We start from the raw sequence: 21,780 nt of genomic DNA, 5'->3' as shown, positions 1-21,780 counted from the left end.
GCCCCCCTGCGCAGCCGACAACCCGCCGGCGGGCGAAACTCGCTCAGCCCCCCTGCGCAGCCGACAACCCGCCAGCGGGCGAAACCTGCTCAGCCCCTGCGCAGCGGACAACCCGCCAGCGGGCGAACCCCGCTCAGCCCCCTGCGCAGCAGGTCAATCGCCGGGCGCGCGCCGCGCGCAAAAAGCAAGCGAGACCGCTACCCCGCACCGCCCCCAGCCGGTCTGCTGCCCCTTATTACCTTTGATTCTGACCTATAGCCAAATTCCCAGTCCGGAAGATAGACGCGCCTGCGCCTTGCCACTAAAGTGGAGATTCACCACTACAGGAGCGCGATTCCGCATGACCTTATCCCCTGCCCTGCTCGACAAAGCCCAACACTGGCGTCATCAGCTGCACCGCGAACCGGAACTCGGTTATCAGGAACATAAAACCAGCGATCTGGTCGCGCAGGAGCTGGAAATGTCGGGGCTGCAGGTGCATCGCGGGCTGGCAGGCACGGGCGTGGTCGGCACGCTGCGCAACGGCGACGGCCCGGTTATCGGGCTGCGTGCAGATATGGATGCGCTGCCCATCACCGAAAAAGGCAGCCCGCAATGGCGCTCTGCGCGTCAGGGCGTGATGCACGCCTGCGGCCACGACGGCCATACCGCGATCCTGCTGGCGGCGGCGCTGCAGCTGACGGCCACGCGTCGCTTTCGCGGCACGGTGCACTTTATCTTTCAGCCCGCCGAAGAAAATCTGGGCGGCGCGCGCAAAATGGTCGAAGAAGGCCTGTTTCAGCGCTTCCCCATGGATGCGATCTATGCGCTGCATAACTGGCCGGGCATGCCGGTGGGATCGCTGGCGGTTAATCCCGGCGCGATGATGGCGTCGCTCGACTCGTTTGAAATTACCCTGACCGGCAAAAGCTGCCACGCGGCGATGCCGGAAAGCGGCGCCGATCCTATGGTAGTGGCCGCCGAACTGATTCTGGCGCTGCAAACCATTCCCTCGCGTCGTCTCTCGCCGCTCGCCTCGGCGGTGGTCAGCGTCACGCAGATCCACGGCGGCGAAGCGATTAACGTCATCCCGGAAACGCTGGTGCTGCGCGGTACGGTACGATGTTTGCAGACCGACGTACGCAACAAGGTACGCGGTCTGATCGAGGAGTTTGTCACTACCCTGCCGCGCCCGTTCGGCGTCAGCGGCGCTGTTCACTGGTTTCCCGGCTATCCGGTCACCGCCAACCACGCCGAACCCGCTGAGCAGGTACGCATGGCGGCGCAGCAGATGCTGGGCGAAGAGCAGGTTCACTGGCAGGTGAATCCCTCTATGGCGTCGGAAGATTTCGCTTGCATGCTTAATGTCTGCCCCGGCGCCTATTTCTGGCTGGGCGCCGATGGCGCGACGCCTTCTGCACCGCTGCACAATGCCGAATATGACTTTAACGACGCGCTAATCCCGCTGGGCGTGACGTTCTGGCAGCGCCTGGTCGAACAGGCGCTGCCGCAAGGCTAACTTAAAATCCGGCGTCGCTGAGGCGCGCCAGCCCCTCCTCCAGCGACGCGCTTTCTCCGCTGGCGCGCAGGCAGCAGGCGACTTGCAGACGCAGCGCCTGCGGCACCGGGCGCTCACCTTTCAGCACCATTTCTGTCCAGCGCGCGGTCGTCTCGGCCGATTTATCCGCCGGCAGCTCCGGCGCCGCTTCCGGCTGACGCTCGACCCAGACTTCCGCTTCGCGTCCTGCTCCGGAAATAAAGCCGATCGCCGGACAGCGCAGCGGACTGGCGTAGACTTCGCCTTCCGTGCCGTTCAGCAGAATGGCGGGCGCGTCGATATCGCTAAAGAATTTCGCCACGCGCGGCACATACTCCGGATGCGATACGCTGGAGAGACGCAGCGCGTCGCGTTCCCCGAACGGCGTCGCCAGCTTCACCAGCGTATGGGCGCTGCTGCGCACCCCCATCCGCCAGCGCAGCGAAAGCTGCTTCGCCATCGGCGGGCAGAGATGATCGATGGTGATAAAAGCGAGGCCGCCCTGGTCCAGCGCCGCCTGCGCCTGCTGCTGTGTGGTCACCGCCGCAATGCCGAGCGCGGCGAACACCGCCTCGCTGGTGACGCGCGTCGGATCGTCGCTGACGCCGTGCACCAGCACCGGAAAGCCCAGTCGATTCAGCAACAGCGCCAGCAGCGGCGTCAGATTGCCCTGACGCCGCGCGCCGTTGTAGCTGGGGATAACAATGGGCTGCGGACGCTGCACGGGCGCCTGCAGCGACATCATGCGCGCCTGCATCGCCTGATAAAAACCGCGCATCTCCTCTTCGCCTTCGCCCTTGATGCGCAGCGCGATGAGAATGCCGCCCAGCTCCAGCTCCGGCACTTCGCCCGCCAGCATCGCCGTATACAGCGCCTGCGCGGTGGCGAGGTCGAGATCGCGCGCGTGATTTTTGCCGCGTCCGATCTCTTTAATCACTTTGTTCAGTTCCATTCTTCGCTTCCGATCGGGGGCCGCGCCAGGCGGCGGCCAACAGTTAGTCAGTGGTTAACGCTTCGCCGCCGGCCGCCGGGTGGGGCGCCGTTTGTTACCAGCCAGCGCCGGCGCGCGTTTCACCTTCAGCGCGGCGGGCGCCTCCGGCTGCTCGATAGGAAAAACCGGCAGCGCGGCCAGCAGGCGGCTGCCGTAGGTTTTGCTCAGCAGCCGACGGTCATATATGACGATTTCGCCGTAGCATTGATGACTACGGATCAGGCGGCCGACCTGCTGGATCAGCGTAAAGGAGGCGCTCGGCAGGCTTTGCACCTCAAACGGGTAGCGGTTCAGGCTCTTTAGCCATTCGCCTTCGGTCAAAATTACCGGACTGTCCACCGGCGGAAAAGCGATTTTATGAATATGCACCTGGCTCAGCAGCTCGCCTTTTAAATCCAGCCCTTCAGCGAACGACTGCAGGCCCACCAGAATGCTGGCGTCGCCCTTCGCCACCCGTTTACGGTGCAGCTCTACCAGGCGCGAGCGCGGCTGATCGCCCTGCACCAGCATGGTCAGGCGCAGCTCCGGCAACTGGGCGACGAACTGCTGCATCGCGCGGCCGCTGGCGAACAGCACCAGCACCCCTTTGTGCTTCTCCGCTTTCATCTGTTGACGGAAAAAGGCCGCCATTTCGGCGATATGCTCCGCTTCGTTAGCCAGCAGCGGCTCATAGCGCATCTTCGGGATCACCAGCTTGCCCTGCTCGACATGATTAAAGGGAGAGTCGAGCGCCACGAATCGGTCGCCGGCTTTCTCGCTCAGGCCCGACATCTCCTGCAGGCGGCCGAAGCTGTTGAGCGAGCGCAGCGTAGCGGAAGTCACCACCACATGAGGGATTTTGCGCCACAGCAGCTTCTCCAGCTGATCGCTGACGCGAATGCCGGCGCAGTGAAACAGCAGATGCGCCTGGCCGTCGCGCAGCTCGCGCGTGATCCACTTCGACACCGGCGCGCCCGACGCTTTCGGCATTGCCGCCAGCCGCCACAGCTTGCTGACCGATTCGAACCAGCCGAACTGGCGGTTAAGCTGCAGCAGATTGCGGTGCAGACGCATCAGATCGACGCTGCCGGTCTGTTCGCTGAGGGCGTTAATCAGTCCTTCCGCCAGGCCGCGCAGCGCGTCGCTCAGCTTGAAGAGGCGCGCGCAGAGGGCCAGCAGCTCTTCAGGCAGTTCGCCGAGCACAAAGCGAAACTCGCCCGGCTGGTTGTCGGCGGGCAGCAGCGGATTGAGCGCCTGGCTCAGCGTGGTGAGCAGCTCGCGCAGTTCCTCGCAGTGCGCCTTGAGACGCTCCGGATTGCTGAGCGCCGGCGGCGATTTCGGCCGCATCTGCGTCATAATGCCCTCGACCAGCCGCACGAAGAGATCGAGCTGCAGGCTGCTCCAGCCGGGCGTGATGTCGGCGCTCATCTCCAGCGCGTCGCGCGCCACCTCCGGCAGATGGTGGCCTTCATCCAGCACCAGCATCAGGTGTTTCGGCGGCGGCAGCACCGACTCGTTCTCCATCGCCGCCATCACCAGCGCATGATTAGCCACCACCACATCTGCCTGTTCGATTTCACGACGGGCGACGAAGAAGGGGCATTCGCGATACCAGCGGCAGTGCGAGCCGAGGCAGCTCGCTTTGTCTGTCGAGAGACGCTGCCACAGGCTGTCGCTGATATTCTCTTCGCTGTGATCGCGCAGTCCGTCCCAGGCGTAGCTGCCAAGCGACTTCTCCAGCCGCCCGCACTGCGTTTGCTCTTCCTGAGTGCTGCTTACCGCCTCGTCGTCGAGATAGAGCAGCAGATCGCCCTGCTGGTCATCGCTGGCCGCCAGCGCCGCCAGGTTGCGAGGGCAAACGTAGCGCCCGCGCCCGAAGGCGGCGGTGAAGGTAAGATCGGGAATGATCTTTTTCAGCAGCGGCAGATCTTTGGTAAAGATCTGATCCTGCAGCGCCACGTTGGCGGTGCTGACGATCAGGGTCTTCTCTTCGGCGCGGCTCGCCGCGATGCCGGGGATCAGATACGAGAGGGTTTTGCCGACGCCGGTCGGCGCTTCAATCGCCAGGTGGCGCGCGTCGTCGCCCGCCAGGCACCTTGCCACTTCGGCGATCATCTGGCGCTGCGGCGCGCGGGGAATAAAGTCCGGCACCTGCTGCTGTAGCGCCTTATACCACTGCGCTATCTGGCTTTTTATTGCTGCTGTCAGGGCCATAGTCGTTTACCGCCGGGTGAAAATGGCCTGTATTTTTACACAGTAATCCGCCAGCGTCAGCTTTGGGGCGCATTTTTTCGCGCCGTCTCGAAGAATTGCGCAGCGGAAAAATCTGGCCGTAGCCAGCGGCCGGGCTTCAGCGCTATGGTGGCGCATTACCGCCGTTCTCATAAGGAAAGAGAGATGATTTTCCCCCGCCGCGCCTTTGCCGCTATCTGCGCCCTGCTGTTCTGGACGGCGCAGGCCGCCGCGCAGCCGACGTATCAGCTGGAGCAGGTAGTGGAGCTGAGCCGCCACGGCGTGCGTCCGCCCACGCCGGGCAACCGAAAAGAGATCGAGGCCGCCACGCAGCGCCCCTGGACGCTATGGAGCACGCGCGACGGCGAGCTGACCGGCCACGGCTACGCGGCGGTGGTCAATAAAGGACGCTGGGAGGGCGAACATTATCGCCAGCTCGGCCTGCTGACGGCTGGTTGCCCGCAGCCGCAGGATATTTACGTGCGCGCCAGCCCGCTGCAGCGCACCCGCGCCACCGCCGAGGCGCTGGCAGACGGCGCCTTTCCCGGCTGCGGCGTGCCGGTGCACCACGTTATGGGCGAAGCCGATCCGCTGTTCCAGACCGACGCCTTCGCCGCGACGGCGACCGATCCCGCGCAGCAGCTGGCGGCGGTCACGGCAAAGGCGGGCGACCTGGCCGCGCGCCAGCGGGCGCTACAGCCCGCCATTCAGGCGCTGAGGCAGGCGGTATGCCTCTCTGACGCCCCTTGCGCGCTGTTCGATCGGCCCTGGCAGATCCGCCAGAGCAAAAGCGGCCACGCCTGGATCGCCGGCCTGAGCGTAATGGCGAGCATGGCGGAGACGCTGCGCCTCGCCTGGAGCGAGAACCTGCCGCTCAGCCAGGTCGCCTGGGGCCATATAACCCGCTCCGCGCAGATCGCTGCCATTCTGCCGCTGCTGACAGCGAAGTACGACCTCAGCAACGACGTGCTCTACAGCGCGCGAAAGCGCGGCTCAATCCTGCTGGATACCATGCTTAACCATATTGCGCGGGATGACGCTGAACCAAACGCGCGCTGGCTGCTGCTGGTCGCTCACGACACCAATATCGCGATGGTGCGCACCCTGATGGGCTTTAGCTGGACGCTGCCCGGCTACGCACGCGGCAATATCCCGCCCGGCGGCAGCCTGGTTTTTGAGCGCTGGCGCGATAACGCCAGCAACCAGCGCTTCCTGCGCGTCTATTTTCAGGCGCAAAGCCTGGATGATCTGCGTCGTCTGCAGCCGATTGACGCCGCGCATCCGCTGCTGCGCGAAGAGTGGCGGCAGCCGGGGTGCCACGCGACGGCGGAGGGGACACTCTGCCCGCTGGCGAGCGCCGTGCGCGCCCTGAGCCGGCAGATTGACCGGCGGGCGGTGACGCCTGTCAGCTATGCGCTGCCCTGATCATCCAGCCGCTTGCCCAGGCACTGCGATTGCGGCATCGCGGCATAAGGTCCGTACGCGGCAACAGGCTGATAGCCGTGGCGTGCGTAAAAAGCCAGCGGCGCCGGGATGATCCGCATCTACACGCCCGACCGGGATCATGGCAGGGACGTCAGCCGCTTAAACATCACCGTTGTCGCCTCCAGCTCGCCCGCGATCGATTCGGCGTAGCCTGGAATCGAGCCGGCGATCTGCCAGCCGAGCGACAGATAGAGCTGCGTGGCGACGTCGCCGCTGCGGGTGTCCAGCACCAGCAGCGTTTTCCCCAGCGCCTGCGCGCGCTGCTCGGCCAGCTGCATCAGCTGGCGCGCGATGCCCTGACGGCGGACGGCGGGATGCACCAGCAGCTTGTTTATCTCTGCGCGATGACGGCCGTTTGGCATCACCGCTGCGCTCAGGGTTAGCGTGCCGACCACCCGATGGTGCTGGCGCGCGACGATAAGTTCGTTCTCGCCCTCGGCGAGGCTGGCTGCGCGTTGCTGCCAGAAACGCGCTATCGCCGCGCGGTCCTGCGGATCGGTAAAGCCGATACTGGCGCCGTCCGCCACGCACGCCTGCAGCAGATCGCTGAGGAAGCCCTGCTCGTTGCGCGCCCGATCGGCGTCAATCCATTCATAAGTCGTCATGGTTTGCACACCACCAGCACATAGCGCGCGCCGTCGGTAAGATGCGCCTCGAACGCCGAGCGGCCGGTCAGATGAAAACGCAGGCAATCGCCGCTCTGTAAGGTCCAGCTCTGCCCGTCCATGATGATGGTCAGGCCGCCCTGCTGCAGCCAGATATGCTGCTCCAGCCCCTGAACAGGCGGCGCATCGTAATCGATGCGCGCACCCGGCCGCAGCTGCCCTTCTACCAGCTCTGCCCGAAAGTGGGCGGCCGGCGGCGAAACGTTGCGGCGCACGAAGCCGCTGGCGTCATCGCACCATACCGGCTGCTGTTCCGGCGTCAGCAGCAGATTGACCGCCTCTTCCACTTCACTTAACAGCCGCGACATGGTAAGACCATAAGCGACGCACAGGCGATTCAATAAGGCAGCCGTTGGGCTGGTTTCGCCGCGCTCAATACGCGACAATGACGCCCGGCTGATGCCGGTCGCCGTGGCGAGCTCATCCAGCGACCAGCCGCGCTGAACGCGGAGTTCCGCCAGGCGAGCCGCAAGGCGTTGTTCAGTCTCTTCAGTCAGCATCATTCTCATCTCATATTTGGGAATAGTATCTCAAATATGAGATTAAGCGTGAAACTGCGCCAGGGTCAACTTGTACACTTAAAAAACATTTGTACAAGTTGATCCTGTTGGTTAAGGTTAATGGATCGCAGTCAGGAAGTTTGGGGAAGTTATGGCCTTTTACAGTATCGGTGACGTCGCCGAACGCTGTGGAATAAACCCGGTCACGCTGCGCGCGTGGCAACGACGTTATGGCTTGTTAAAGCCGCAGCGATCGGAGGGTGGACATCGTCAGTTTGATGACGAGGATGTGCAGCGCATCGAAGAAATTAAACGCTGGATCGAAAGCGGCGTCCCGGTGGGCAAAGTCAAAGCGCTGCTCGAAGGCGAAAGCGTAAACGTGCACGACGGCTGGGTTAACCTTCAGGAAGAGCTGATGAGCGTGCTGCGGCACGTCAAACCGTCAAAGCTGCGCGCCAAAATCGCTACGCTCGGGCGAGAAAACCCGGTAGACGCTCTTATCGACCACGTGATTATGCCAGTTCGGCAAAAGCTCGGTCTGGATCAGAACACCGCGCGCGTGATGAGCAGCCTGCTGGACGGCGCGCTGATTGATTACGTTGCTTTCTGTCTGGCAGGCAGCCGTAAAAAAGCGGGCAAAGATGCGCTGATCCTCGGCTGGGCGGTAGAAGACCGCACGCGCATCTGGCTGGAGGCCTGGCGGCTCTCGCAAGAGGGCTGGCGGCTGGACGTGCTGGCTGAGCCGCTCGATCTGCCGCGCCCAGAGCTTTTTCCCGGTCAGACTATTTTTGTCTGGACCGGCAAAAAGCTTACGCGTCGCCAGCAGGAACAGCTGACGCACTGGCAGGAGCAGGGATATACCATACGCGCCCACGAAACGCGCTTTCAGTAAAACGCACGCAGGGCCCTTTTCGCCTCGCCCTGCCCGCGTTATTATCCCCGCCTTTCCGGCTTTAATCAGGTTTCCGCATGAACTGGCAAAAAATCTTCTTCGCAACGCTGTTTTTCATTATGGCCGTCGGCGGCACCGGCGGGCTAATGCTGGTCGGCTACACCCTTATTCTCCACTCACGCTAAGCCAGCGCTGCAGGCGCTCAAACAGGCGGTCGCTGACAATCGCCAGCAGCGCCACCAGCAGCGCCCCCTGAATCACATAGGCGGTGTTAAAGCCGCTCAGGCCGATAATTACCGGCGAACCGAGACTCTCCGCGCCCACGGTCGAGGCGATGGCCGCCGTGCCGATGTTAACGATCACCGAGGTGCGCACGCCTGCCAGTATCACCGGCGCAGCCAGCGCCAGCTCGACCTGCCACAAACGCTGCCATGCGCTCATGCCGACGCCGTCGGCGATCTCCCGACTGCTGGCGGGCACGCTATCGAGTCCGGCCAGCGTGCCCTGTAAAATCGGCAGCAGGCCGTAAAGCAGCAGCGCCACCACCGCCGGCCAGACGCCGAACCCCATCACCGGCACGGCGATCGCCAGCACCGCGACCGGCGGAACGGTCTGTCCGGCCGCCACGATGGTTTCTACCAGCGGCCGAAAGCGCCGTCCCGCGCGCCGCGTAACCAGCACCCCGCCGCCGACGCCAGCCAGCAGCGCCAGCGCGCTGGCGGTCGCCACCAGGAAAAGATGCGCCAGCGCCAGCTGTAGAAAGCTCTCCTGCTGGTAGAGCGGCCGCGCCTGCTCGGGGAACCACCAGGCGAAAAGCGGCCCGCTGTAGGGCAGGCCGAGCAGCAGCGCCATAAACAGGAGAATCAGCCACAGCAGCGGGTCTTTCAGCCAGCGCATCATTGCCCCTCGCGCAGGGTCAGCAGATCGCTGAAGTAGAGCACGCCGAGCGGCTGCTGGCGTTCATCCACCACCGGCAGCTTATCGGCGCGCCGGGCGATAAAGTGCGACAGCGCTTCGCGCAGCGACTGCGCGGCTGCCAGCGGCTCGCCCTCCAGCCACTCGCCGCGCCGCGCCGCATTGCCGACCTGCCCCAGCGACAGCAGACGCACGCCCAGCTCGCTTCTGCCGAAGAAGTCCTGCACAAAGTCGTTTTTCGGCTGCGTCAGCAGCGCGGCGGGCTTGCCCTGCTGCACAATCTCCCCTTGATCCATCAGCACGATGTTATCCGCCAGCGTCAGCGCCTCGTCGATGTCGTGCGTCACCAGCACGATGGTGCGGCCCGACAGGCGGTGAATGCGCAGCATCTCCTGCTGCAGCGCGCCGCGCGTGACCGGATTGAGCGCGCCGAAGGGCTCATCCATCAGCAGCACTTCAGGGTCCGCCGCCAGCGCCCGCGCCACGCCGACGCGCTGCTGCTGGCCGCCGGAGAGCTGATGCGGCAGACGCCGCGCCAGATGCGTATCCAGACTGAGCAGCGCCAGCAGCTCGTCTACCCGCGCGCGGATGCGGGCTTTCGGCCAGCCGAGCAGCGCAGGCACGGTGGCGATATTTTTTTCCACCGTCCAGTGGGGAAACAGACCGATGGACTGAATGGCGTAGCCCATGCGCCGGCGCAAATCGCGCGCGTCAAGCCGGCGGATCGACTCGCCCGCGAACAGGATCTCGCCCTCGTCGAACTCCACCAGGCGATTGATCATCTTTAGCGTGGTCGATTTGCCGGAGCCCGAGGTGCCGAGCAGCACGCTAAACTCGCCCTCGCCGATCTGCAGCGACAAATCTTTCACCGCCGCTTTGCCGGCGAAGTGCTTACTGACGCCGTTAAAGTGAATCATGGGTTCTCTCCAGCAGGGAAATCAGCAGGCGGAACAGCGCGTCAATCACTACCGCCAGCGCAATCACCGGGATCACCCCCAGCAGCACCAGGTCGAGCGCGCTGCTGAGCAATCCCTGAAAAATAATGGCGCCGAAGCCGCCTGCGCCGATCAGCGCAGCGATCACCGCCATGCCAAGCGTCTGCACCACCACCACGCGCAGCCCGGCGAGCCAGACCGGTAGCGCCAGCGGCGCGTCGACGGCGAAAAAGCGCTGCAGCTGACCCATGCCCATGCCGCGCGCGCTTTCGCGCACGTCGCGCGGCACCTGCTGCAGCCCGGCCACCACGCTGCGCACCAGCGGCAGCAGCGCATAGAGCGTCAGCGCGATCAGCGCCGGCGCCATGCCGATGCCGCTGACGCCCCAGCTTTTCAGCCAGGGAAAGGCGCTCGCCAGCCCGGCCAGCGGCGCGATCAGCAGACCGAACAGCGCCACCGACGGCACGGTCTGAATAACGTTCAGCACGCTGAAAACGCCGCTCTGCCACGCCGGACGCCGGTGCAGCAAAATGCCGAGCGGCAGGCCGATAAGCAGCGCAGGCAGCAGCGTGCCGCTGAGCAGCGCCAGATGGCGCGCCAGTGCCGCGTCAAACACCGCGTGGCGGTTGGCGTACTCCTTTAGCAGCGACAGCGCGTTCAGCTCGCCGCTAAACAGCATCAGCAGCGGCAGCAGCCAGATCTGCAGATTAAGCAGCAGTCGCCAGAGATTATTGCGCGTCAGCGTGCGCGCCAGCTCCGCGCCCAGCAGCAGCGTGACGCCGCACGCCAGCCACAGGCCGCCGCCGAAACTGGTGCGCGCCAGCGCGCTGCCCTGCGCCGCCAGCCGCGCCGCCTCGTGCCCGCTCAGCCAGACCATGCCGGTCAGTAGCGCGTCGCAGGCGAGCAGCATCAGCGCCAGCGCCGCACGCGTCGGGCGCGCCCACAGCAGCAGCCAGAGCGCCGCCAGCGGCAGCGCCAGCCAGCCGGCGTCGCTAACCTGCCCGAGCATCAGCGGCTGGCCGGAGACCAGCCGGTTCGGCGCGTAGCTGAGAAACGGCAGCCAGTAGAGTGCCAGGCTTAACAGCAGCAACAGCAGCAGCGCAACCGGCTGGCGCCGCGCTGCCAGCATCGCATCCCGCGACAAAGCCATGATTTACAGCAGCTTCTGCTGCTGCAGCCATTCGCTCGCCACGCTGCTGGCGTCCTGGCCTTCGACGGCGATCTTCGCATTCAGCTGCTGCAGGGTTTTCTCATCCAGCTTGCTGAAGACCGGCTTCAGCCAGCTTTCGATGTCTGGCCAGGCTTTCAGCACCGCGGCACGGATCACCGGCGTCGGCGCATAGATCGGCTGCACGCCTTTAGGATCGCTCAGGGTTTGCAGGCCCAGCGCCGCCACCGGGCCGTCGGTGCCGTAGGCCATCGCCGCATTGACGCCGGAAGTCTGCTGCGCCGCCGCCTTGATGGTTACCGCCGTATCGCCGCCCGCCAGCGAGAGCAGCTGGCTCTGAGTCAGCTTGAAGCCATAGGCTTTTTCAAAGGCCGGCAGGGCGTCGCCGCGCTCGATAAATTCCGCCGAGGCCGCCAGCTTGAAGGTGCCGCCTTTTTTCAGGTAGCGGCTGAGATCGTCAAGCGAGCTAAGTTTGTTCTGCTGGGCGACATCCTGGCGCACCGCGATGGTCCAGGTGTTGTTCGCGGGCGCAGGCGTCAGCCATACCAGCTGATTTTTGTCGGCGTCGAGCTTTTTCACCTTTTCATAGCCCTGACGCGCGTTTTTCCAGGCGCTATCTTTTTCGTCGTTAAAGAAGAAAGCGCCGTTGCCGGTATATTCGGGATAGATGTCCAGCTCGCCAGCGGTGATGGCGCCGCGCACCACCTGGGTGGTGCCGAGCTGGATTTTGTTCACCGTTTTCACGCCGTGCTTTTCCAGCACCTGCAGGATCACGTTGCCCAGCAGCGAACCTTCCGTATCGATTTTCGAACCCACGCGCACGGGATCGGCGGCCTGCGCCGCGCCTGTCGCCAGCAGCAGCGCGGCTGCCGTCAATGCCAGAAAACCAGACCTTGCCATAAGGTGTTCCTTTAATTCGGTTATTTGTGAGGTGCTTATAGAGAATAGTCGTTTCGTCATGCATCGCTTAACACATTGCCTGAAGCGTGAAGTGTCGCGCCTCAACTTTTTCATACTGTTATCGGCTCGGTTATAACTGAAAAGAATTTACGTCCAGACGTCTGGACGGTAAGCTGTCCGTTCACTCACAATAATCACAGACAACATTATGACCGACCTCACTTCATCTTCCGCCCACGTGGCGTTAACAGGGAACCGGCCCGAAGGCGAAACGCAGTGGATCCGCAGCGCAGCGGACGTGTCGCGCCTGATCAACAGCGGCGACGGCGCGCGCAATAACGCGCGCATCGTGGTGGCGATCGCGCTGGGCGGCGTGTTTCTCGATGCTTACGATCTTGGCGCGCTGGCGTTCGGCATCAAGGATGTGGCGCGCGAGTTCAACCTCACCCCGACGGGCACCGGCATGGTCGCCTCCGCCATTACCTTCGGCGCCATCGTCGGCGCGCTGATCGGCGGCTACCTCACCGATAAGATCGGCCGCTATCGCGTTTTTATGGCGGATATGTTCTTTTTCGTGGTGGCGGCGCTCGCCTGCGCTTTTGCGCCCAATGAGTATGTGCTGGGCGGCGCGCGCTTTGTTATGGGGCTGGGGGTCGGCATCGATCTGCCGGTGGCGATGGCGTTTCTCGCCGAGTTTTCCCGCCTGCGCGGCAAGGGCAACAAGGCCGCCAGCGTGGCGATGTGGTGTCCCACCTGGTATGCGGCGATCAGCATCTCCTATCTGCTGGTGCTGCTGCTCTATGCGGTGCTGCCGGAGAGCCACACCAGCTGGCTGTGGCGCCTGATCCTCGGCTTCGGCGCGGTACCGGCGCTGATTATTATCGCGATCCGCAGTCGCTATATGAGCGAGTCGCCGGTTTGGGCGGCCAATCAGGGCGATCTGAAAGGCGCGGCCGCCATTTTGCGCAGCGGCTGGAACATCAACGCGCAGGTGGCCGATGATGCGTCAACCACGCCTGTCCAGCCGGCGCGTCGCGCCAGCTGGCGCAACTACGGCGCGCTGCTGCGCGGCGTCTACCTGCGCCGCACGCTGCTGGCGACCATCACCTCGGTCGCCTCTTCTTTCGCCTATAACGCGGTGGCCTTTGGCCTGCCGGTGATCATCACCAGCTTTTTCGCCCAGTCAATGCTGAGCACGATTCTGGTGTCGCTGGCGCTCAATTTGCTGTTCGCCTTTGTCGGCGGCGTGCTGGCGGTGCGGCTGGTGCCGCGGCTGGGCGCCTGGAAGATGTCGGTGGCGGGCTACGCCTGTCAGTGCGTGGCGCTGCTGGGTCTGGCGCTGATCGGGCGTCCTGAAGGCGGTCACGAGGCGGGCATCGCCATTGCGATGCTGGCGCTGTTTCTGTTTGGTCAGGGCTTTGGCCCTGGTTCGCATACCATGACCTTCGCTTCGCTCAGCTATCCGACTTCACTGCGCGGCGTCGGCGTCGGTTTTAACCAGACGCTGATGCGCGGCAGCTCAACCGTTTCGCTGTTTCTGTTTCCGGTGCTGGTCGCCGCACTGGGCACCGGCGTTTTCTGGGTCATTTTCCTTGCGCCGCTGGCCGGTCTGCTCGCGCTGCTGGCGATCCGCTGGGAGCCCTCGGGCTACGATGTGGACGCGGAAGATTTTGCCGGACGTTAAAAAAGCGCGGTCGCGTTGAGTGCTCAAGCGGGAGGAAAGGGACGCTTTGCTCTTCGGTTCCTCACTCCCGCTTACGAGATAAGCGCGATCTGAATCCCGTCAGATAGGCCATTCAGGCCGGCATGCTCAGCGCATTCAAATAGGCGGGTATGCGCGGAAAGGTGTAGAGAAACCAGGGGGTGAACTGCTGCGGTTCGTCAAGCATCGCGCGCTGGATGTCGCTCACCGAAAGATAGCGCCAGTCGTCCGCTTCCTGGGGATTAGGGGTCGGTGGCTCATCGCTGATGGCGAAATAGACATGGCCATACTCATGCTCAATCAGGCCATTGCTGAGCGGCAGGTTATAGCTCAGCTCGAAGACCGGCGTCAGCGACAGCTCCAGTCCCATCTCCTCGTATAAGCGACGCTCCGCCGCCTGCTGCGTCGGCTCCGCCGGATAGGGGTGCCCGCAGGTAGTATTGCTCCACAGCCCGCCGCAGTGATATTTGCCGCTGGCGCGGCGCTGCAGCAGCAGTTCGCCGGACGAATTAAATACGTAGACCGTGACCGCCCGGTGCAGCAATCCCTTCTCATGCACTTCCAGCTTTTCCATTTTACCGGTGGGACGATCGAGATGGTCGACGAGAATAACTTCGATAGCAGACATGAGGATTCCTTAAGATAACTCTTACTATTCTGGCACATCCCTGCCGTTTCATGCCGCGTGAATTCGTGCGGTTTCGCGCAAAAAAAACGGACTCGCCTGCGCGAGCCCGTTCGTGACGCTTACAGGCGGAAGCTTTGCACTACCTGCTCCAGCTGCACGCTCTGCTCTTCCATCGCCTGGGCAGCGGCGGAAACCTGCTCCACCAGCGCGGCGTTCTGCTGCGTCGTGCCGTCGAGCTGGGTAATGGCCACGTTGACCTGCTCAATGCCCATGCTCTGCTCGCGGCTGGCGGACATGATTTCGCTCATCAGCGTGGTGACGCTGCTGACGCCCTGCATCAGTTCGTCCATGGTCTCGCCCGCCTGCTCCACCAGCTGGCTGCCGGCGTCGATGTTGGCCACCGACTCTTCGATCAGCTTTTTGATTTCGCGCGCCGAGTTGGCCGAACGCTGCGCCAGGTTGCGCACTTCAGAGGCGACCACCGCGAAGCCGCGGCCCTGCTCGCCTGCCCGCGCCGCTTCTACCGCGGCGTTGAGCGCCAGGATGTTGGTCTGGAAAGCGATGCTGTCGATAACGCTGATGATATCGACCACTTTACGCGACGAGTGATGGATCTCGCCCATGGTGCTTACCACCTGACGCACCACTTCCGTACCGCGCGCCGCCACCTGCGACGCATTGCCCGCCAGCTGGTTGGCGTGAGTGGCGTTGTCGGCGTTCTGGCGCACCGTGCCGGTCAGCTGCTCCATCGAGGCGGCGGTTTCGACAATCGAGCTGGCCTGATCTTCGGTGCGTGACGAGAGGTTGGCGTTGCCGCTGGCGATTTCGCGCGATGCGGCGGTGATCGCCAGCGCGCTGTCGCCGACCTGACGCATCAGCCCCTGCAGATAGCCGATAAAGTTGTTGAAGCTCTGCGCCACGGCGTTGAACTCCGGGCTATTGCTGGTCGGCAAACGCTGAGTCAGATCGGCTCCGCCCTGCGCCAGCGCGTCGATATTGCGATGCAGCACGTTAAGGCGCTGCATCATCGAGCGGATAAAGCCCAGCAGCACCAGCAGCAGCACGATCGCCAGCGGGATCTGCACCAGGCCGAGACGCGTCAGCATGCTGTGCGCCTGCGCGGTGAGCAGGCTGGTGGGCACGTCGCTGGCCAGATACCACGGGCTGCCCGGAATAGCCTGCAGGAACAGCGTATGTTCGCCATCCTCCCCGTCAAAGGTCGTCTCGGTCGGCTGCGAGCCCGCGCCGCTCAGCAGACCTTTCAGCGGCGCCGCCATCGACAGTTGCAGATCGGTCAGGTTTTCCAGCTTCGGCGTGCCGTCTACCAGCGCAGCGTTGCCCACGACTTTGCCGTCGGCCTCGACGATCAGCACACGCCCCTGAATGGCGTCGCCCATCTCTTTCGCCAGATGGTTGAAAAAGCCGAGGGTGACGTCGATGGTGGCGACGCCCCAGACGGTGCCGTCGCGATAGATCGCCATGGCGCAGTTGGTGCGCGGCTGCGGGCTGGCGGCATCCTGATAGGCTTTCGCCCAGGCGCACTGCCCTTTCGGTGCGGCCATACCGTCTTTGTACCAGGGTTGCTCCCAATATTTGTCGGCGGCGTCGGAGTTCCAGTAGGTGTTGACCTGCAGCTGGTTGCTGGCGTTGCGCGCGAAGAAGCTGCTGTCTTTCTCTTTCGCCGGATCGCGACGGTTGGGCAGCGGCCAGATGCCGCCGCCAAAGACGTTGCTGTCCTGATACTGGTTCACCAGCGCCGGCAGCAGCTGGTCGATGGCGGGACTCTCCATTACGCTCGCGGCTTCGGTGATGGCGCGCTGCTGCGCCTGCACGCGGTTCATCTGTTCCACGATGCCGGTCGCCAGCGCGTCAACCTGGTAGCGCACCAGCTGGCTCTGATTGGCGGTCAGCTGCGGCGCGATAAATTGCTTAATGACCACTACGGTGATGAGCATCAGAACGAGAAAAAAGAGTACAAGAACCGCAGTAAAGCGGGACTGAGTTGTTTTTAGCATCTGCTTTCCCCTGGCAGAAACGGCGCGATTGCCTGATCAGGGTTAACGGCGCAGCAGCAGGTAACTTGAGGCGCGCGAGATCACAAATTTAACAACTCGTTGAGAGAGGTGATTATTTAGTCACTAACGACTTGCCAGCGCGCTGGGCAAACAGCGCGCTGCCGTCAGATTTCGCTTTCCACTACCTGCTGGCGCGGACGGAAGATATGGTTATTGCCCGCCGCCATCAGCAGATCCGCCAGCTGCTGACCGCCCAGCTCATCCGCCTGCGCGAACAGGCGCTCCGCTTCGGTGATCGGCGTCGCCCACAGCAGATTAGGCCGATCGCCGTCGCGCTTCGGCAGGTTAAACTGCGCGCTGTCGTCCGCCAGCGCGTTGGCCAGCAGAAAGCTTTCAAAGCCGACCGGCGCCACTTCCGACGCCAGCGTATGGCCTTCGCCCAGCCAGGTGAGGCGCGCCCAGGGCAGATGGGCAAACTCCGCCAGCGCGCTCGCCATCTGCACCGCATTGCCTTCGGTCATCACTTCGCCATCCACCGCCATCGCCAGCTCAACGCGGCGATACTGCGGCGCCAGTTCGTCGAACAGATAGTCGACCTGGGGCATCGGGCGAATGCTCATGCCGAGCGTGAGAAAATACCACACGCCCTGGTGCCAGTGCTGGGAGATCGCCATCGGCGGCCAGCTGCCCTGATCGATGGCGTAATACTTCACCGACTCGCCGAACTGCGCCTGATAGCGCTGCAGCAGCGCCTGCTGCACCCGATCCCACTCGTTGCCGTCGTGCCAGTCGCGCCAGAACTGACGCTGATGCTCCGCGCGCGCGTAGTAGTCGTTGGTGGAGGCGGAGCCGAGCGGCGCGGTCAGCCGGTTTTTTTTGATGCAGCCGGCAGAGAAGCTGACCTGTTTATCCTGGTAGAGGCTCCAGCCGGGGATCACCGCCAGCAGCTGGCCGTAATACCACAGCGCCGCGCCGTCGTCGCTCGGCTCCCACAGCACCTGCAGGCCCGCCGGATCGAGCGGCGGCTCCGCCTCCAGCGTGCGGCAATACTCGGCGCTGAGCAGCGGCGCGATGCCCTGCTCCATCGCCGCGCGATCTTCCTGCGCCGGCGCCGGCAGCAGATTGCGCAGCCAGCAGCCGCGCACCGCATACTGGCTGCGGAAGAGATCCGTCGGCCAGATGTAGAAGTAAGCGGTGCGCTCATCCTGTTCGACAATCGCCGTCAGTGTATGTTGCTGATTGTGGACCTCAGCAATCAGAGGTTGGTAAGTCATAGCGCCTCGACAAAGCTTAGGGATCCATTTCCCCGAGATTAGAGCAGGATCCCCACTGCTGCCACGTGAGACAAGGGTAAAACTCTCAAAGTCGGCGCAATGCGCCTGCGCAAGGGTAAGCAAAAGTAAAGCGGATAACGCGGCGCGGCGCGGAAAAGCGCAACGCCGCTAAAGAGTGAGCAGCCCGGATGGTGAAAGTCTATTCGCGTTTCTGAGGCGCAGCCGCGTGCTAAGGTCGAGCTACCCTTTTTATCGGAGGCGCATGATGCAGTCCGTTACCGATTTCGCCTGGCGCGAGCTGGTGGTTCTCGCGCTTTTTCTCTGGCTTCTTTATCGCTACACCACGCTTACGCTGGCGACCACGCTGATAGCGGTCGGCCTGGCGACGCTTATCCTGCTGCCTGCCGATCTCGTCTCCGGCCTGCTGTCGCTGGCCGCCATCGGCGCCGGTCTGGGCCTGGCGGCGCACCGCCTGCAGCAGCGTCGGACGGCGCAGCGGCGACAGGCGCGCGCGCCGCGCAGCTATATTCGGCCGCACGACGAATTTCATCGTTAATCTTCGGTTATCTTTCCTGCCGCCGCGCTGTTAAGCGGCGGCACAGCGTCGGCAGACCGGCGTGCGGAAAAGGTTAAGAAGGCGTTAAGGCTGGCGTCCCATACGCAGCATGGCGCGATGGTATGCGCCGCGCGTGATCGACCAGCGCAAGGTTTTCGCCAGCAGCCGCATCTCGGCGTCGAGCAGCGCGCGCGACAGCGGGCTAAAGCGATAGCCGGACATCTGCTGCGCCCAGCCGGGGAGCAGCGCCATGCCCGAATTCAGCATCACTTTCATCGCCGGCTTCGCCTGCCAGCCTGGCGCAGGCGCCTCGCGCAGCAGGCGCGTCACCTCGGCGGTGCGCTCGTCATAGCGCAGCTCGCCGCGCATATCCTGCAGGTATCGCCCCACCGCCTCGACGCTTTTCGGCACGCCGGTGGCCCCCAGCGCTTCGGCGATCAGCGCCGCTTCCTGGTAGTAGCGATCCTGCTCCGCCAGGCTGAGCTGCGGATTTTTAAAGCGCAGATGAGCGGCGAGAAAAGCGCTGGTTTCGGCGACGTGCACCCAGGTGAGGAGACGCGGGTCGCTGGCGGCGTAGGGCTGGCCGTAATTGTCGACGCCGCTGACGCGCAGATGGATGTTTTTTAATGCGCTCAATCAGCAGTCGGGCGTCGTGACGATTGCCGAAGGTGGTCACGGCGATGAACTGGCTGGTGCGCCGCAGGCGGCCCATCATATCCTGGCGGAAGTTGGAGTGATCCCAGACCCCCGCCAGCGCGGAAGGATGCAGCATCTGTAACAGCAACGCGCTGATGCCGCCGCACAGCATGGCGGGAAAGTCGCCGTGCACGCGCCAGATCACGCTGTCGGGGCCGAACAGGCCGGGATCGCCGGGCGGCTGCGAGATATCGAACTCATTAAGCGCCAGGCCGTTAACGCGAAAAACCTGGTTCTGGATACGGTTGCGAATGCTGTTCATTAGGTTGCGGTTGGCCTGGTGTGCTCGCTGCTCCCGGCCGCAAAGCCGGGAGCAGCGTATCGTACAGCGTCAGAGATAGTCGAACTGCGCGTTCTGGGTGCGTACCGAATCCAGCCCGATCATCACATTGACCTTGCCTGGCTCCGCTACCTGCTGCATCTGCTGGTTCCAGAACTTTAGCGCGTCCACGTCAATCTTAAAGCTGACCGTCTGCGATTCGCCTGCTTTAAGCATAATCCGCTTAAAGCCGCGCAGCTCGCGCACCGGACGGCTGATCGAGGCGACCGGATCGTTCAGGTACATCTGCACCACCGTCGCGCCGTCGCGGTCGCCGGTATTGGTCACCGTCACGCTCGCCTCGACCGTGCCGTTGCGCGGCATCGTGGCCGCCGACATTTTCACCGGCGAGACGCTGAAGCGGGTATAGCTCAGCCCGTAGCCAAACGGATAGAGCGGGCCGTTCACCGAATCATAGTAGTGCGAGGTGTATTTGTTCGGCTTGGCGAAGTTGTAAGGACGGCCGGTCGGCAGATGGTTGTAGTAGAGCGGGATCTGCCCCACCGAGCGCGGGAAGGTGATCGGCAGCTTGCCGGACGGATTGTAGTCGCCGAACAGCACGTCGGCGATGGCGTTGCCGCCTTCCGTGCCGCTGAACCAGGTTTCCAGCAGCGCGTCCGCCATGCGATCCTCATTGACCAGCGTCAGTGGTCGGCCGTTCATCAGCACGATCACCAGCGGTTTGCCGGTGGCCTTCAGCGCCGCCAGCAGCTTCTGCTGGCTGGCTGGAATGGCAAGCTCGCTGCGGCTGGAGGCCTCATGCGCCATCCCCTGCGCTTCGCCGACCGCCGCGACTACCACGTCCGCCTGCTTCGCCTTTTCGACCGCCTCGTCAATCAGCGCCTGCGGCGAGCGCGCGTCCACCGACACCGCCTGCTCATAGAGGTTGAGGAAGTCCTGAATGCCTTTGTTGTCGCTGATGTTGGCGCCTTTCGCATAGAGCAGCGTCGCTTTGCCCGCGGTGGCGTTACGCATGCCCTGCAGCAGGCTCACCGACTGCTTCGCCACGCCCGCTGCCGACCAGCTGCCCATAATGTCGCGCTGGCTATCCGCCAGCGGCCCAATCAGCGCAATGGTGCCGGCGCGCTTCAGCGGCAGGGTTTCGCGCCGGTTTTTCAGCAGAACGATGCTCTTGCGCGCCACGTCGCGCGCTTCGGCGCGGTGCAGGCGGCTTTCGGCGTTGGTATCCTGCGGATCGCTCTCTTTCGGACCGAGATGGCTATAAGGATCGTTGAACAGCCCCATATCATATTTCACGTTCAGCACATGGCGCGCCGCGTCATCGATCTCCGCCATGCTCACCGCGCCGCGCTTCACCAGGCCCGGCAGATATTTGCTGTAATACTCGTCGCTCATGCTCATGTCGATACCCGACTTCAGGGCGACGCGCACCGCATCCTCGGGATCGGTCGCCACGCCGTGCTTGAGCAGCTCTTTAATGGCGCCGTGGTCGCTGATGGTGATGCCTTTGAATTTCCACTGGTCGCGCAGCACCGTTTTCAGCAGCCAGCCGTCGGCGGTGGCGGGCACGCCGTTAAGCGAGTTAAGCGCCACCATGACGCCGCCGCTGCCGGCGTCGAGCGAGGCTTTATAAGGGGGCAGATAGTCCTGGAACAGGCGCTGCGAGCTCATGTCCACGGTGTTGTAGTCGCGTCCGCCTTCGATGCCGCCATAGGCGGCGAAGTGTTTGACGCTGGTCATGACCGCATAGCGATCGGCGGGACTTTTGCCCTGCATCGCCTTCACCATGGTGCTGCCCATTTGCGAGGTGAGCCAGGTGTCTTCGCCGAACCCTTCGGAGATGCGGCCCCAGCGCGGTTCGCGGCTGACGTCGACCATCGGCGCCCAGGTCATGTTCAGCCCGTCGTCGGCGGCTTCATAGGCCGAGACGCGTCCGACCTCGCTGACGGCGTCGAGATCCCAGCTGGCGGCGAGCCCCAGCGGGATAGGGAAAATGGTGCGCTGGCCGTGCACCACGTCATAGGCGAAAAACAGAGGAATTTTCAGGCGGTTGAGCTGCATCACCTGATCCTGCATGGCGCGAATGTCCTGACGCGTCACGGTATTGAAAATCGCGCCGACCTGACCTTTCTGTATCATGTCGCGAACCGCCGTTTTCGGGGTGTCAGGCCCCACGCTGATCAGCCTGAGCTGGCCGATTTTTTCGTCCAGCGTCATTTTGGTCAGGAGTTGATTAACGAAAGCGTCGCGCGCCTGCGCGTTCATGGGATGCGGTCCCGTCAGCTCGTCGGCCAGCGCGGGTTGCAGAGCGAGTGAGACAGCGAGACTAACAGAGTAAATCCATTTCATCAGGTCGGGTTCTCTTAAGTAACTGCGCAATATCGAATAAACAGGCGGCAGTGTGCCACAAGTTGAGGATAGCAGGTAGCCGTCAGCGTCACACTGCGCCGT

At 63.5% G+C, this 21,780-nt stretch carries 17 protein-coding genes and 1 pseudogene; 5 read left to right on the top strand and 13 right to left on the bottom strand.

What is annotated here, in order from left to right; all coding sequences use genetic code 11:
• Positions 1 to 340 precede the first annotated feature (340 nt).
• A complete protein-coding gene (locus HA46_RS17230) occupies positions 341 to 1,498 on the top strand; it encodes a M20 aminoacylase family protein (protein ID WP_084885653.1) in 1,158 nt (385 codons plus the stop codon).
• A gap of 1 nt (position 1,499) precedes the next feature.
• On the opposite strand, the gene ybiB is transcribed toward HA46_RS17230, so the two are convergent.
• A complete protein-coding gene (ybiB, locus tag HA46_RS17225) occupies positions 1,500 to 2,468 on the bottom strand; it encodes a DNA-binding protein YbiB (protein WP_084885650.1) in 969 nt (322 codons plus the stop codon).
• A 54-nt stretch (positions 2,469 to 2,522) separates the two neighbouring features.
• The gene (dinG, locus tag HA46_RS17220; protein ID WP_084885647.1) at positions 2,523 to 4,700 is read right to left on the bottom strand and encodes an ATP-dependent DNA helicase DinG; all 2,178 of its coding nucleotides are present in this window, start codon (positions 4,698 to 4,700) and stop codon (positions 2,523 to 2,525) included.
• 183 nt (positions 4,701 to 4,883) lie between these two features.
• Between dinG and HA46_RS17215 the strand changes: the two genes are divergently transcribed.
• Positions 4,884 to 6,143: a histidine-type phosphatase gene (locus HA46_RS17215; RefSeq protein ID WP_084885644.1), complete on the top strand. Its 1,260-nt coding sequence runs from the start codon at positions 4,884 to 4,886 to the stop codon at positions 6,141 to 6,143.
• A 137-nt stretch (positions 6,144 to 6,280) separates the two neighbouring features.
• Here the strand turns inward: HA46_RS17215 and HA46_RS17210 are convergent, their stop codons facing one another.
• Positions 6,281 to 6,808, bottom strand: a complete 528-nt coding sequence (locus tag HA46_RS17210) for a GNAT family N-acetyltransferase (RefSeq protein ID WP_084885642.1) — start codon at positions 6,806 to 6,808, stop codon at positions 6,281 to 6,283.
• The gene (locus HA46_RS17205; RefSeq protein WP_084885639.1) at positions 6,805 to 7,368 is read right to left on the bottom strand and encodes a helix-turn-helix domain-containing protein; all 564 of its coding nucleotides are present in this window, start codon (positions 7,366 to 7,368) and stop codon (positions 6,805 to 6,807) included. The genes HA46_RS17210 and HA46_RS17205 overlap by 4 nt, the downstream gene beginning before the upstream one ends.
• 151 nt (positions 7,369 to 7,519) lie before the next feature.
• Between HA46_RS17205 and HA46_RS17200 the strand changes: the two genes are divergently transcribed.
• Positions 7,520 to 8,260, top strand: coding sequence for a MerR family transcriptional regulator (locus tag HA46_RS17200; protein WP_033789143.1), 741 nt, complete (start codon positions 7,520 to 7,522; stop codon positions 8,258 to 8,260).
• A gap of 165 nt (positions 8,261 to 8,425) precedes the next feature.
• Here the strand turns inward: HA46_RS17200 and HA46_RS17195 are convergent, their stop codons facing one another.
• Genes HA46_RS17195 through osmF form a run of 4 tightly spaced genes read right to left on the bottom strand, consistent with a single transcriptional unit; the run spans position 8,426 to position 12,178 of the window.
• On the bottom strand, positions 8,426 to 9,157 hold the full coding sequence (locus tag HA46_RS17195; RefSeq protein WP_033789142.1) for an ABC transporter permease: 732 nt from the start codon (positions 9,155 to 9,157) through the stop codon (positions 8,426 to 8,428).
• Positions 9,157 to 10,092, bottom strand: a complete 936-nt coding sequence (locus HA46_RS17190; RefSeq protein WP_084885636.1) for an ABC transporter ATP-binding protein — start codon at positions 10,090 to 10,092, stop codon at positions 9,157 to 9,159. Before HA46_RS17190 ends, HA46_RS17195 begins: the two co-directional genes overlap by 1 nt.
• Positions 10,079 to 11,260 carry an ABC transporter permease gene (locus tag HA46_RS17185; RefSeq protein ID WP_033789140.1) on the bottom strand — a complete coding sequence of 394 codons (1,182 nt, stop codon included), beginning with the start codon at positions 11,258 to 11,260 and terminating at the stop codon, positions 10,079 to 10,081. The genes HA46_RS17190 and HA46_RS17185 overlap by 14 nt, the downstream gene beginning before the upstream one ends.
• 3 nt (positions 11,261 to 11,263) lie before the next feature.
• Positions 11,264 to 12,178, bottom strand: coding sequence for a glycine betaine ABC transporter substrate-binding protein OsmF (osmF, locus tag HA46_RS17180; RefSeq protein ID WP_084885632.1), 915 nt, complete (start codon positions 12,176 to 12,178; stop codon positions 11,264 to 11,266).
• Positions 12,179 to 12,386: 208 nt separating this feature from the next.
• On the opposite strand from osmF, the gene HA46_RS17175 reads away from it, so the two are divergent.
• Positions 12,387 to 13,862 carry an MFS transporter gene (locus tag HA46_RS17175; RefSeq protein WP_084885629.1) on the top strand — a complete coding sequence of 492 codons (1,476 nt, stop codon included), beginning with the start codon at positions 12,387 to 12,389 and terminating at the stop codon, positions 13,860 to 13,862.
• A gap of 112 nt (positions 13,863 to 13,974) precedes the next feature.
• Here the strand turns inward: HA46_RS17175 and idi are convergent, their stop codons facing one another.
• The 3 genes from idi to HA46_RS17160 form a co-directional block, all read right to left on the bottom strand.
• The gene (gene idi, locus HA46_RS17170) at positions 13,975 to 14,508 is read right to left on the bottom strand and encodes an isopentenyl-diphosphate Delta-isomerase (protein ID WP_033789135.1); all 534 of its coding nucleotides are present in this window, start codon (positions 14,506 to 14,508) and stop codon (positions 13,975 to 13,977) included.
• Positions 14,509 to 14,627: 119 nt separating this feature from the next.
• Entirely contained in the window at positions 14,628 to 16,523 is a 1,896-nt protein-coding gene (locus HA46_RS17165) for a methyl-accepting chemotaxis protein (RefSeq protein WP_033789134.1), read from the bottom strand.
• A gap of 164 nt (positions 16,524 to 16,687) precedes the next feature.
• On the bottom strand, positions 16,688 to 17,797 hold the full coding sequence (locus HA46_RS17160; protein WP_033789133.1) for a suppressor of fused domain protein: 1,110 nt from the start codon (positions 17,795 to 17,797) through the stop codon (positions 16,688 to 16,690).
• A 262-nt stretch (positions 17,798 to 18,059) separates the two neighbouring features.
• Between HA46_RS17160 and HA46_RS17155 the strand changes: the two genes are divergently transcribed.
• On the top strand, positions 18,060 to 18,353 hold the full coding sequence (locus tag HA46_RS17155) for a hypothetical protein (protein ID WP_208857422.1): 294 nt from the start codon (positions 18,060 to 18,062) through the stop codon (positions 18,351 to 18,353).
• Between the two features lie 84 nt (positions 18,354 to 18,437).
• On the opposite strand, the pseudogene HA46_RS17150 reads toward HA46_RS17155, so the two are convergent.
• Both HA46_RS17150 and bglX read right to left on the bottom strand, forming a co-directional pair.
• Positions 18,438 to 19,311: pseudogene (locus HA46_RS17150) on the bottom strand (oxygenase MpaB family protein).
• Between the two features lie 69 nt (positions 19,312 to 19,380).
• Positions 19,381 to 21,678, bottom strand: coding sequence for a beta-glucosidase BglX (gene bglX, locus HA46_RS17145; protein ID WP_084885623.1), 2,298 nt, complete (start codon positions 21,676 to 21,678; stop codon positions 19,381 to 19,383).
• Between the last annotated feature and the right edge of the window lie 102 nt (positions 21,679 to 21,780).

The sequence above is a fragment of the Pantoea septica genome (assembly GCF_002095575.1).
GTDB classification, from domain to species: domain Bacteria; phylum Pseudomonadota; class Gammaproteobacteria; order Enterobacterales; family Enterobacteriaceae; genus Pantoea; species Pantoea septica.
This window is presented reverse-complemented; position numbering and strand designations above follow the sequence as displayed.